An 11252-nucleotide genomic window follows, 5' to 3' on the forward strand; every position below is an offset into this window, starting at 1 on the left:
ACTCCAATTACAAAAAAAGAACTAGCATTTCGCTAGTTCTAACATATCATTTACTTTTTAAATATTCCACCAACGTTTGGTCCAATATTTGGTCCAACTGGTGATACATTGTTTGGTAAAAATGGTGATACATTAGGTCCTGGTCCAAACGGTGATACATTCGGCCCTGGTCCAAATGGAGATATTTGATGACCGTGGTGATGATGTCCATGACCACACGGTCCACATCCGCCGAACCCTGGATCGATTGGGTCTACAACATTTACATTTGAGTTTGTTTGTGGGAAGAAGTTTTGGTTTTTAATTTGTTGATGGTGTACATGTGTTGTATGCGTTGGGAAAATGTGTGGCACCACCGTTGTTGAAAAAGAATGTGTTACGCATTGTTTCGTCGGATGAATGACAGGAGCAGTCGTACAAATAGGTCCTGTAGGCTTATGCCCTCCAAAGCAAGGATGACAATGATGCATAGTTTTTTCTCTCCTCTCTCATAAAGAAAATCTGATTACACTTTACAATATGAGAAAAGAGGTTAAGCCGCTTGTTATATATACCCATTTATTCTAAGGAAATTTGTCTAGTCCTTTATTTCGTATACAATGTTTTTATAGCCAACCCTCCAAAATTACTTACCAAAAAAACCTCCCACTTGCTTTACAATGCCTGTTACTTGATTCATCGCATTCATCATTTGTCCAGCTGTATTCATCATTTTATTTACATCATAGTTACCATCTGAATTTTTAAATTGGGAAACGAAACTAGAAAATTGACTTGGTTGTTGCTGTTGCTTTTGTTTATTTTGCGTCGGATACGGTTGTTTTGGTGGATAGAACATCGCTTGTTGATTATAGGGAGATGGCGGTGGCATATAGTATTGTGAATTCATATAAGGTTGCGGTTGTTGATCCATATAAGGCTGCGGTTGTTGGTTCATATAAGGTTGCTGCGGTTGATTCATAAACGACACTTCAAATGGCTGGTAATAATTTTGATTTCCATAATGAGGCTCGAAAGGATACATATTATAACGTAAATATGTATCCGGATTATATTGGTACATATTTTGCTGTGTATATGGATTAGATTGCTGATATACGTTAGATTGTTGAAACATGCATTCTCTCCTCCTTCACATAAGTTTCTACATATATAATATGTACTTGTAAAATAATTTGTGTGACGGAGTATCTGTCTATTTTTGTCGGAAGTTTAAATTTTTAAAAAATTAAAAAAGAAAACCCTTCCATGCTATGATAGTGAAGAAGAAGATTCTCATGGGGGAGGAATCAACATGGTATTAGGGGATTTAAAACAAGCGTTTTCTCAAAAAAAGGGGTATTACACAGAGAATGTAAATGAATTGTTAGACTTTGCGAGACATTGGTATCTCGAAGGAAAAATATGTATTTCAGATTACCGAACATTAATAAAAGAATTAGAAATAAACGGTGCAACAAAACCTACAACAATGACAGAAGCATAAAAAACAAGAGGGTTTCCCCTCTTGTTACTTACATTGCTCAATTATATTTTGCAAAGTATACGAAATGGCTTGATGCGTTTCAAAGAATCGCTTACCTTTTCCTTTATTTACAAAGCATTGCAACACATTTGTTTGTAAATTATCGTATACTTGATCAATTTGCTGTACATGTATATACTTCGGTTTTTCTTCCTTAATCCATTTATAAGCCAATTCTTTCCACACTGCTAATTCTTCATCTACCATATTTACAAACGGTTTCATATCCTTATAAAAATCGTATTCAACCATTTCTCTTTTTTTCACATTTGCTTCATTATTATACTGCATAAGTTTTTCCGAAGACTGTACTAACGCTTCATACACCATTTTATTCCCACCTTATTATGCACTCACTACGACGTTTTGAAATGCCTTCACCCAATTCCCTTTTTCTTCGTGATGCACTAATTTATTTTCCATATGCTCAATATGCATTTCTGTTATTTCTATCTTGTTGCATATTTTTTCACTCTTATCCTTTAATGCATGATTCATTCTAATCCCTATATTCATTTCCAGCAAATCGAGAGAACTTAACATTTGATCCATCGTTTTCATTACATCTTCCTTCTGAACCATCGCCATATACAAAACGCCTCCTTCTTTGCTTTTCCTTTGTCATGTAATTTCGCCGAATGATTCTTCACTCCTGCCCACATGACAAAACTAGTTGTTATTCGTCAAAGAAATCATTTTGTATGTCATTTATAGAAATGGTAACAATACAAAAAGGAGGTGCATGAAAATGACAAAGAACAAAAACGAAAAAAAGAAAAAACAAAACAAACAAAATAAACCCGAAACTGGTAATCCAAAGTTAGATGGTCCAAACTTCCCTGCTACATAAAGTGAAACTTTAATCATTGGGGTGCCCCCAATGATTATTAGTTGAACCAATCGGGCATTTACGGGCAGTTGATCCCCACCTAAATTCTTTGCTTTCGCTGAATTTAGGTGGGGTCTTACTGCCCGGTAAATAGCGGGGTAAAGTGAAACTTCCTTAATCTCTTATATTCATTACGTTTTGAGATTAAATGTTTAGCACGCATAGCAGGGTTACTTCACATTAAGAAGTCCCGTCTTCATAAATGAAGACGGGACTTCTTTTTTATTATATCATGAACTCATCTATCCTTTTAACAAAACGATTTACGGTAGAAGCAATATAGATTTGCTCCCTCTTTCTTTTATACCATTCTGTTATATCAACTTCACCCTTATACTCTTCTGGCAAAAATAGTTCATTTATTTCCGTATCTCTACAAAACCAATCTCTCATACTTATTTCAGCATGTGCAACAGCAGGATAAACTTCTCTAAGAGCTGGTGTACAAGATTTTCTAGCTTCTCTTACATAACATTCATAATCTGCTCTTGATCCTGTGTGTATCGTTTGCAATGCAAACCTATGGAATAAACTTTTATACTTCCGATGAAATAGTAACGCTGCTAATTTCTTCCCTAGTTCTATACGCTTCTGTAACGTTTCAAATTGATAAACTGAAAAACCATACATCTTCCCTTCAACGGTTGGGAATATAACGGCACTAATATGAAGCATTTCTTGTAATTTAAAAAGTGCTGTATGGAATACATGTTTTTTAAAATATGCATTCTCAATAACTGGTTTTTGAATTTTATTTTGTTCATTTATAATAAGCGCTGTCATAAGTCTATTTATATCTTTTTTCTCCCAAAAATATATCCATTCTTTTTCCATAAAAATGGATACGTTAAAATATTGTAACAAATGGAATAGTGGCACCTGCCTCCTCTTACTTTCTTCATATAACAACAGCTGAGGAAATACATCTAAAAAAATAATCCAATTCGCTTCTTCATAAGTCAAAAACAAATGTTTTTTTACTGTTTGAGGTAAAACAGTAGCATAATACCTCCCTTGTAAATCAGTCATATTCCATCCTGCATTTCTCGAGACCATACTCGCTAAAAAAGCCCACCTAATTTCACTATTTCTTACATAATATTCTTGATAACACTGCGTTCGAGAAATGTTGTCCATATTAGCTATTTCTATTTCCCCCTTCATGTTGTAAACCATTGTTTTTTCTTCCTCTGTACAGACCGTATTTTTACGATATTGTTTAATTTTTTCATAATCATTCCATGTAAACATGAATAAGTCATCATACCTTTCTTCAAAAAGGTCACATCTTTTTTCATTTTTTGTTATAATCACCTTTGTAAGTAATTCTTAGCAAGTTGGGAGTGGACACACTATGACCATTCGTTACCCAAACGGAAAACGGTACAATCAAGCTTCACAACCTCATAAAACACCAATTAAAAAACATACTTATAGTAACAGAGGTATGTCCCTTGAAGAGGAATTGAATGAAACAAATGAATATTACTTAACCCATAATATTGCATGTGTACATAAAAAACCTACACCTCTTCAAATTGTAAAAGTAGATTACCCCGCTCGAAGTGCTGCAGTGGTAAAAGAAGCGTATTTTAAACAACCTTCTACAACAGATTACAACGGTGTATATAAAGGGAAATACATCGATTTTGAAGCGAAAGAAACAAAAAATAAAACGAGTTTTCCACTTCAAAACTTCCACCTTCATCAAATTGAGCATATGAAGCAAGTAATCGCTCATAATGGAATTGCATTTGTTATTATTAAATTTACACTTTTTGATGAACTTTATTTATTAGATGCAAAACATATTATTGCATTTTGGAATCGTCAAAATACAGGTGGAAGAAAATCGATTACGAAAGAAGAAATAGAAGAGCATGGATCTTTATTATCATGCGGTTATCACCCTCGGATTGATTATATCCGTGTACTAGACACGGTTTATTTTTCGTGATAGAGTCATCACTAAGGCTCTTTTTTCGACTTTTGGGGAGAGAATGAAAGGTAGGAGAAAGTATAATGTCAGATAATTATCGTTCTCGTACAGAACGAAATCATGTAAAAAATCAAAAGCAAGAAACAAATACAGAGAAAAAACCAAAGAAAAAAGGCTCCTTTTTTAAAAAATTCCTTATAGGTTGTCTACTTCTTGGTATCGTTGGTCTTGTAGCTGGCGTTTCCGTTTTCTTTGTTATGGTGAAGGACGCTCCAAAATTAGACAAATCAAAACTTGTCAATCCTTTATCAACAAAGTTTCTTGATAAAGATGGGAACTTTTTCTATGAATACGGTGCTGAAAAACGAACCCACGTTACGTATGATCAAATTCCAAAAGTAGTTGAAAATGCATTCCTTGCAACTGAGGACTCACGTTTCTATGATCATAATGGAATTGATTTTAAACGAACTACAAAAGCAGTTATGGAAAATGTCACTGGAGGTTTCGGATCTCAAGGTGGTAGTACGATTACACAACAAGTAGTCAAAAACTATTTTCTAACGATGGACAAAACTGCAAAGAGAAAAGTACAAGAATGGTACCTATCTTACAAATTAGAGCAACAATACTCTAAACATGAGATTTTAGAAATGTACTTAAATAAGATTAATTTAGGTAACCGTTCATATGGTATTGCGACAGCAGCGCAAAAATATTATGGTAAAGATTTAAAAGACTTGCAATTACATGAAGCTGCTATGCTCGCTGGTTTACCCCAAGGTCCAAACATTTATGATCCAACCAAAAAGGAAAATGTTGAACGAGCAACAAATCGTCGTAATGTCGTATTGTCATTAATGAATCGACATGGTTATATAACAAAAGAAGAAATGAATAACGCAGTTAAAATCCCAGTAACAGAGGGTCTTCAACCGTCTTCCGAAATAACTGAGATGAAGTATCAAGCATTTTTAGATGCGGTTGTAAAAGAAGTTGAAAAAGAATATCCTGATGTAAATATTGGTTCAGATGGTTTGACGATTCATACAACACTTGATCAAGATGCTCAAGATTATGCTGAAAAAATTATGGATGGCAATCTTATTAAGTATCCGAACGATCAATTCCAAGGATCATTCGTATTTATGGATACACAATCTGGAGAAGTTCGTGCAATTGGAGCTGGGCGTAAAGAAAGTAAGTCTACTTTCAAAGGTCATAATATGGCCACTGATTTAAAACGCCAAGTCGGTTCAACAATGAAACCAATTTTCGACTACGGACCAGCAATTGAAAATTTACAATGGTCTACATACCATCAATTAAATGACTCAGAGTATACGTATTCCAATGGTAAAAAAATACGAAATGCAACAAACAGTTACAAAGGTGACGTTTCACTACGTGAAGCTTTGAAAAAGTCATTAAACATCCCAGCTTTAAAAACAGCCCAAGCGGTTGGTCTTCCTAAGTCACAAGCGTTTGCTGAAGGTTTAGGTATGACATTTAAAGACGGCAAAACATTTGAATCAACAGCAATTGGTAGTAACGATAGTTCACCATTACAAGTAGCAGGTGCATATGCAGCCTTTGGTAATGGTGGGAACTACAATAAACCGCACTTCGTAAAAGAAGTTATCTTCCCAGATGGGAAAAAGAAAAGTTTTAAACCGAAAGAGCAACGTGCGATGCAAGACTACACAGCTTACATGGTTACTGACGTTCTTCGTGACGTAGTAAGACCTGGTTCTGGCGGTACTGGTCCAACAGCATACGTTTCAGGTGTTGATGTTGCCGGTAAAACAGGAACACAAAACTTTGATGAAGACGTTATAAAAAAATATGGTATACCAGCTGATGCAAACAGAGATAGCTGGTTCGCTGGATATACACCGCAATATACAATGGCAGTATGGACTGGTTACGAAAAAAATGGCCCAGAAAACTACATTAGTGATCGTTATACTAGAATTGCACAGCAAATGTTCCAAGTAATGATGAGTAAATTCGCTACAGATAAAACTCGTTTCGAACGCCCTTCTTCTGTACAAGAATTAAATGGTGAATTGTACGTAAAAGGCGCTAAAAAAGATGCAGTGAAACAAATTAAAGTAGATGCACCTAGTGGTCTTAATGTCACTTTTGATGGCGCTAGCACAGTTACACTAAACTGGTCTGGACCAGCAGAAGTTGATGCGTATGCCGCAAGCTATAAAGCGACTGACGGTTCAAGTGGTAGTTTATCAATAAATGGTACGACAGCTACTCTTGGTGGTATTAAACCAGGCGTTACTTACAGCTTCTCTGTGGTAGCGAAAAAAGGTACTGGAACAAGCCCAGCAGTTGGAGCATCCTTCACTGCGCCTGGCGGAACTCCAGATGCGAAGAAAACTGAAGAAGATGCTAAGAAAAAAGCCGAAGAAGATGCTAAGAAAAAAGCTGATGAGGAAGCTCAGAAAAAGGCTAATGAAGATAAATTAAAACAAGAAGAAGCTAAGAAAAAAGCTGAGGAAGAGCAGCGTAAACAACAAGAGCAACAGCAGCAAGAACAACAACGTAAACAACAAGAAGAAGCTCAAAAGAAAGCTGATGAGGAAGCTAGAAAAAGAGCTGAAGAAGAAGCTAAGAAAAAAGCTGAAGAAGAAGCTAAGAGAAAAGCTGAAGAAGAAGCTAGAAAAAAAGCTGAAGAAGAAGCTAAGAAACAACAAGAGCAACAACACAATACCGGCGAAGATACACCACACGCAGACGGAAATGTTGTTACAACAGAGTCTTAATACAAAAAAAGAAGTCCTTTCTCTTAACGAGAACAGGACTTCTTTTTTGTTATCATTTTCTTTACATATAGCTTTTCTATTTCAATATACAACTGCGCTAACTGAATATAAGAATGATAATTATTCGGTTTCTTTATAATGAACGAATATCGCTCTATAAAATTAACTGGTTGCACTTCCAATTCACTCGTAAAATCTTCTATTTTATTCAAACTATGAACAGGTTGCTCATTTAGCCAATATACAATTGATAATAAATGTGCTGCAAAAAGAATCATCGGACCTTCAGCTTCTTGCTTCTTTCTGTTTCGAAATAAAGTAGCAATGTCCTCATGCTTATTTTTCCATACATTCAACATTACAGGAATACTTTTTTCAATTTCATTCCACGGCTCATATTGTCTTTCCATATCATATATAAAATAAGTATTTTGTACTGTTTCTTCAAAAGACTGTTCTGTATAATACGCAATCGAATTTATACTTTCTTTAAAAAATGGTAAGCACCGAAATTCTCTCGGTATTTCTATCACTCGCTCCATCCTTTATTTCCCCTTCATTCGCTTCTTTCCTTCACGACACACTTCTAGTAAAGGGCACTCTTCACATTGTGGTCGCTGCGCTTTACAGTGATAACGTCCAAAGAAAATCATACGGTGATGTGTAACGCTCCATTCATCCATCGGAATTTTCTTCATTAATGTCTTTTCTACTTCTAACACCGAATCTTTCCACCTACAAATCGCTAACCGTTTACTCACTCTCTCTACATGCGTATCAACAGCAATTGCCGGAATACCAAACGCTACCGAAACAACTACGTTTGCTGTTTTTCGACCTACTCCTGGTAACTTCGTAAGCTCATCTCGATCTTTCGGCACTTCCCCATTGTAATCATCTAATAACATTCTGCACAATTTTTGAATGTTTTTTGCTTTATTTCTATACAATCCAATAGAACGTATATCTTGTTGTAATTCTTCTAGAGAAACACTTAAATAATCTTCTGGTGTTTTATATTTTTGAAATAAATTTTTCGTCACTTTATTTACAAGTGCATCTGTACATTGTGCAGATAATGCTACCGCGATTACTAGTTCAAACGGATTATCATGAATTAATTCGCAATGTGCTTCTGGATACATATCCGCCATTGTGTCTAAACAATAGCGAATTTGCGTTTTATTTAACATATATTTCCTCCTACATTACTGCTCCAACCAATTATAAAAAGGCACTTTTCCAGTAAATTTCGTCTCTTGTTTTGTCGTTTGCTGCGTTCGTTGTTGATTTGCTCTAAATTTCCGTCCTTGGTTTTGGGCTTGATCTACTGTTTTAATACCATTCTTTTTCCATTCAAATAAAATACGATCAATATATCGGAAATTAAGCTTACCACTCATTACAGCTTCCCTGAGGGCCGCTTGAATTAAATTCGGATGATGTTGATCTTGATCTTCCCACATTCCCAACGTTTCACATTCAAATGGAGAAAGTGGTCTTCCAAATTCTTTTTCAAATACTGTATATAAATTTACTTGCAATTGCTTTATTTCTTTTTGTTCTTCCTCTATTGATTCATTCATTAAGAAATGCAATATTTTTTCCCATAGCGGTTGTAAAGAATAACTTTCACACATCATCGCTTCTGATTTTTGTCCACCTTCTAGTGATAAAAAGCCTTTTTGAATCAATGCCTGAATAACTTCCATACATTTCATTTCGGTAATCGTCATCCGTTCTGAAATCTCTGACGGAGTCGGAAACGAATTGCCCGATTCTAAAAATGTATGTACATGAAGTACAACCATAAATTCCGTTTCATTTAACCCTAATTTTTTATAATGCATCATAAGTAATTTTGGAATTGCAATGCTTCCCTGCTCAAACCACTGTAACATCATTTTCTTTTTCATCACCAAACACCTCGCTCTCTAGTATAACACACCTTTCGCTATTTCTTTTTGCCACAATTCGTCAAAAAAACCTCCCTATTATGTAGGAAGGTTTTTTGTATTACATTAATAAAATATACAATTAAGCTTGCACTTTACTTTTCATAAACGTATGAATACGTTCTAATGCTTTCTCCACTTGTTCAAGAGATGTCGCATATGATAAACGAACGTTATTTGGAGCACCAAATCCTGTACCTGGTACAAGAGCTACTTTTTCCTCTTCTAATAGAGCTTTTGCCCAATCATCAACAGTTTCGTATCCTGATAAAGCTACTGCTTCTTTTACATTAGGGAATAAGTAAAATGCACCTTGTGGTTTAATGCAAGTAAAGCCAGGGATTTGAATTAATTTATCATAAATAATGTTTAATCTCTCTTCAAATGCTTGACGCATTGTTTCTACAGGTTCTTGTGAGCCTGCATATGCCGCGATTGCGCCGTATTGAGCGATTGAAGTAGGGTTTGACGTACTATGACTCGCTAAGTTCGTCATCGCTTTAATAAGCTGCTTATTTCCTGCTGCATATCCAATACGCCATCCTGTCATAGAATGAGATTTAGATACACCATTAATAATAAGTGTTTGTTCTTTTAATGCATTAGAAAGCTGGGCAACCGAAGTATATTCTGCTCCACCATAAATTAATTTCTCATAAATTTCATCTGAAACGATTAAAATATTGTGTTCTAAACATACTTCTCCAAGCTGTTGTAATTCTTCTTTGCTGTAAATCATTCCTGTTGGATTGCTCGGTGAATTAATAATAACTGCTTTCGTTTTCTCTGTAATTGCCTCACGCAGCTGCTTCGCTGTAATTTTGTATTCATTATCTTCAAGGCCTTCTACATAAACTGGCTTACCACCAGCAAGCTTTACTTGTTCCGGATAACTTACCCAGTATGGCGTAGGGATGATAACTTCATCACCTTCATCAAGTAACACTTGGAATAATGTATATAATGCATGCTTTGCGCCGTTACATACAATAATTTCAGACGGATCATACGCAATTCCTTGATCGCGAGTAAACTTCTTCACAATTTCTTGTTTTAACGCTTGTAACCCACCTGTTGGTGTATACTTCGTATGTCCTTCTAACATCGCTTTATGTGCAGCATCCATAATATGTTCTGGCGTATTAAAGTCAGGTTCTCCTGCCCCTAATCCAATTACATCATGGCCTTCTGCTTTTAATGCTTGTGCCTTTGCTGTAATTTCTAAAGTTGCAGATGGTGTTAAAGCAGCTACTCGCTTTGCTAATTTCATTTGTAGTTCCCCCTACATCTATTTTTCAATGCTGTATCGTCGTAAAAACTGACCATCTTTAAATGCAAGATAGTAATAACTATAACGATTTTCATCATCAATATATGTAACTTCCCATAATGGTATATTGTTTTCAAAGCCTAATTTTACTTTTAAAATTTCTTTAGGCTTACTTTTGTGCTCTTTACTGTCATCTCCGACTTGTTCAATCGTTCTTTGTAAAGCCTCTTTTTCAGAAATACCTTCACTCTTTTTCCTTACTATAGTTTCCCCTTTTTTCTCAGGCACCCAAACGATAAGTTGTTCTCCTTTTTCATCTGTACCTTGTACGACTGTATATGAAGATTCTCCGTTATAATAATCCACAGATTTTACTTTTACAAGCTTTGCTTTTTCTTTTGCAATTTCTACAGATTTTGCCTCTTTAGGGATTTTCTTTTCCATTGCTTTATTATAAACATACGCCCCATATATTCCGCTAGCAACGATTACGATAACGATTGCAAAGATCCACTTTTTCATTGTATCACTACGTTCTGTAAATCGTAAATACAGCTGTTTCTTTATCTTTTTCGTCTAATGCTAATCCGAACATGAGGTCCTGCTCTTTTAACGTACGATTCAAACTATCAACGATTTTATACAAGTCAGATGAATATTTAATACGCGTCGTTGATAGGACTTCGATTTTCTTATCCATGAAAAAACTCCTCCGTTACACAAAAATTTCTAATTATAGAAGAACGCAATGCGGTTACAATAAGAGTACATTCTTTACAACCCCTGCTTCATCACCCATCTATTATAGCAGGACATGTACAGCAAAAAAAGGTTTCAAGTCGAAAACCAATACATTTTGTATACAAGAAGTAAGAAAAATAAAATTCCTCCTAC

At 35.3% G+C, this 11252-nt stretch carries 15 protein-coding genes; 4 read left to right on the forward strand and 11 right to left on the reverse strand.

Going from position 1 to position 11252, the window contains the following annotated elements:
* Positions 1–50 precede the first annotated feature (50 nt).
* Entirely contained in the window at positions 51–470 is a 420-nt protein-coding gene (locus tag ACTFRS_RS10440) for a CotD family spore coat protein (RefSeq protein ID WP_000546263.1), read from the reverse strand.
* Positions 471–625: 155 nt separating this feature from the next.
* On the reverse strand, positions 626–1117 hold the full coding sequence (locus ACTFRS_RS10445; protein WP_139868037.1) for a YppG family protein: 492 nt from the start codon (positions 1115–1117) through the stop codon (positions 626–628).
* A gap of 177 nt (positions 1118–1294) precedes the next feature.
* On the opposite strand from ACTFRS_RS10445, the gene ACTFRS_RS10450 reads away from it, so the two are divergent.
* Positions 1295–1486 carry a YppF family protein gene (locus ACTFRS_RS10450; protein ID WP_000242661.1) on the forward strand — a complete coding sequence of 64 codons (192 nt, stop codon included), beginning with the start codon at positions 1295–1297 and terminating at the stop codon, positions 1484–1486.
* 24 nt (positions 1487–1510) lie between these two features.
* On the opposite strand, the gene ACTFRS_RS10455 is transcribed toward ACTFRS_RS10450, so the two are convergent.
* Complete coding sequence (locus ACTFRS_RS10455) at positions 1511–1855, reverse strand: YppE family protein (protein ID WP_098670494.1); 345 nt, start codon at positions 1853–1855, stop codon at positions 1511–1513.
* 15 nt (positions 1856–1870) lie between these two features.
* Positions 1871–2113: a hypothetical protein gene (locus tag ACTFRS_RS10460; protein ID WP_001252039.1), complete on the reverse strand. Its 243-nt coding sequence runs from the start codon at positions 2111–2113 to the stop codon at positions 1871–1873.
* Between the two features lie 85 nt (positions 2114–2198).
* On the opposite strand from ACTFRS_RS10460, the gene ACTFRS_RS10465 reads away from it, so the two are divergent.
* Complete coding sequence (locus ACTFRS_RS10465; protein ID WP_002020884.1) at positions 2199–2375, forward strand: hypothetical protein; 177 nt, start codon at positions 2199–2201, stop codon at positions 2373–2375.
* 264 nt (positions 2376–2639) lie between these two features.
* Here the strand turns inward: ACTFRS_RS10465 and ACTFRS_RS10470 are convergent, their stop codons facing one another.
* Positions 2640–3665 carry a DUF2515 domain-containing protein gene (locus ACTFRS_RS10470; protein ID WP_439194479.1) on the reverse strand — a complete coding sequence of 342 codons (1026 nt, stop codon included), beginning with the start codon at positions 3663–3665 and terminating at the stop codon, positions 2640–2642.
* A 103-nt stretch (positions 3666–3768) separates the two neighbouring features.
* On the opposite strand from ACTFRS_RS10470, the gene recU reads away from it, so the two are divergent.
* Together recU and ACTFRS_RS10480 are read left to right on the forward strand one after the other, a co-directional pair.
* Positions 3769–4371, forward strand: coding sequence for a Holliday junction resolvase RecU (gene recU, locus ACTFRS_RS10475; protein ID WP_000155592.1), 603 nt, complete (start codon positions 3769–3771; stop codon positions 4369–4371).
* 65 nt (positions 4372–4436) lie between these two features.
* Positions 4437–7133, forward strand: a complete 2697-nt coding sequence (locus ACTFRS_RS10480; protein WP_431084805.1) for a PBP1A family penicillin-binding protein — start codon at positions 4437–4439, stop codon at positions 7131–7133.
* Positions 7134–7156: 23 nt separating this feature from the next.
* On the opposite strand, the gene ACTFRS_RS10485 is transcribed toward ACTFRS_RS10480, so the two are convergent.
* The 6 genes from ACTFRS_RS10485 to ACTFRS_RS10510 all read right to left on the reverse strand — a co-directional run bounded on the left by ACTFRS_RS10485 (position 7157) and on the right by ACTFRS_RS10510 (position 11058).
* Positions 7157–7675, reverse strand: a complete 519-nt coding sequence (locus ACTFRS_RS10485) for a YpoC family protein (RefSeq protein WP_439194478.1) — start codon at positions 7673–7675, stop codon at positions 7157–7159.
* A gap of 3 nt (positions 7676–7678) precedes the next feature.
* On the reverse strand, positions 7679–8326 hold the full coding sequence (gene nth, locus ACTFRS_RS10490) for an endonuclease III (RefSeq protein WP_000933025.1): 648 nt from the start codon (positions 8324–8326) through the stop codon (positions 7679–7681).
* Between the two features lie 15 nt (positions 8327–8341).
* Positions 8342–9049, reverse strand: a complete 708-nt coding sequence (gene dnaD / locus ACTFRS_RS10495) for a DNA replication protein DnaD (protein ID WP_000728540.1) — start codon at positions 9047–9049, stop codon at positions 8342–8344.
* A gap of 121 nt (positions 9050–9170) precedes the next feature.
* Positions 9171–10358 (reverse strand): aspartate transaminase AspB, encoded by a 1188-nt coding sequence (gene aspB, locus ACTFRS_RS10500; protein ID WP_000761548.1) that lies wholly within the window; start codon positions 10356–10358, stop codon positions 9171–9173.
* Between the two features lie 18 nt (positions 10359–10376).
* Positions 10377–10880: a cell wall elongation regulator TseB-like domain-containing protein gene (locus ACTFRS_RS10505; RefSeq protein ID WP_014893172.1), complete on the reverse strand. Its 504-nt coding sequence runs from the start codon at positions 10878–10880 to the stop codon at positions 10377–10379.
* 7 nt (positions 10881–10887) lie between these two features.
* On the reverse strand, positions 10888–11058 hold the full coding sequence (locus tag ACTFRS_RS10510; RefSeq protein ID WP_000358352.1) for a YpmA family protein: 171 nt from the start codon (positions 11056–11058) through the stop codon (positions 10888–10890).
* Positions 11059–11252: the final 194 nt, after the last annotated feature.

Origin of the sequence: Bacillus cereus group sp. MYBK139-1 (genome assembly GCF_051916915.1) — a bacterium.
Lineage (GTDB): Bacteria > Bacillota > Bacilli > Bacillales > Bacillaceae_G > Bacillus_A > Bacillus_A pacificus.

Excerpts from the sequence above, each read along its gene's own strand:
- ACTFRS_RS10440 (WP_000546263.1), bottom strand. The coding sequence starts at position 470 with ATGCATCATTGTCATCCTTGCTTTGGAGGGCATAAGCCTACAGGACCT.
- ACTFRS_RS10445 (WP_139868037.1), bottom strand. The coding sequence starts at position 1,117 with ATGTTTCAACAATCTAACGTATATCAGCAATCTAATCCATATACACAG.
- ACTFRS_RS10450 (WP_000242661.1), top strand. The coding sequence starts at position 1,295 with ATGGTATTAGGGGATTTAAAACAAGCGTTTTCTCAAAAAAAGGGGTAT.
- ACTFRS_RS10455 (WP_098670494.1), bottom strand. The coding sequence starts at position 1,855 with ATGGTGTATGAAGCGTTAGTACAGTCTTCGGAAAAACTTATGCAGTAT.
- ACTFRS_RS10460 (WP_001252039.1), bottom strand. The coding sequence starts at position 2,113 with ATGGCGATGGTTCAGAAGGAAGATGTAATGAAAACGATGGATCAAATG.
- ACTFRS_RS10470 (WP_439194479.1), bottom strand. The coding sequence starts at position 3,665 with ATGTTTACATGGAATGATTATGAAAAAATTAAACAATATCGTAAAAAT.
- recU (WP_000155592.1), top strand. The coding sequence starts at position 3,769 with ATGACCATTCGTTACCCAAACGGAAAACGGTACAATCAAGCTTCACAA.
- ACTFRS_RS10480 (WP_431084805.1), top strand. The coding sequence starts at position 4,437 with ATGTCAGATAATTATCGTTCTCGTACAGAACGAAATCATGTAAAAAAT.
- ACTFRS_RS10485 (WP_439194478.1), bottom strand. The coding sequence starts at position 7,675 with ATGGAGCGAGTGATAGAAATACCGAGAGAATTTCGGTGCTTACCATTT.
- nth (WP_000933025.1), bottom strand. The coding sequence starts at position 8,326 with ATGTTAAATAAAACGCAAATTCGCTATTGTTTAGACACAATGGCGGAT.
- dnaD (WP_000728540.1), bottom strand. The coding sequence starts at position 9,049 with ATGAAAAAGAAAATGATGTTACAGTGGTTTGAGCAGGGAAGCATTGCA.
- aspB (WP_000761548.1), bottom strand. The coding sequence starts at position 10,358 with ATGAAATTAGCAAAGCGAGTAGCTGCTTTAACACCATCTGCAACTTTA.
- ACTFRS_RS10505 (WP_014893172.1), bottom strand. The coding sequence starts at position 10,880 with ATGAAAAAGTGGATCTTTGCAATCGTTATCGTAATCGTTGCTAGCGGA.
- ACTFRS_RS10510 (WP_000358352.1), bottom strand. The coding sequence starts at position 11,058 with ATGGATAAGAAAATCGAAGTCCTATCAACGACGCGTATTAAATATTCA.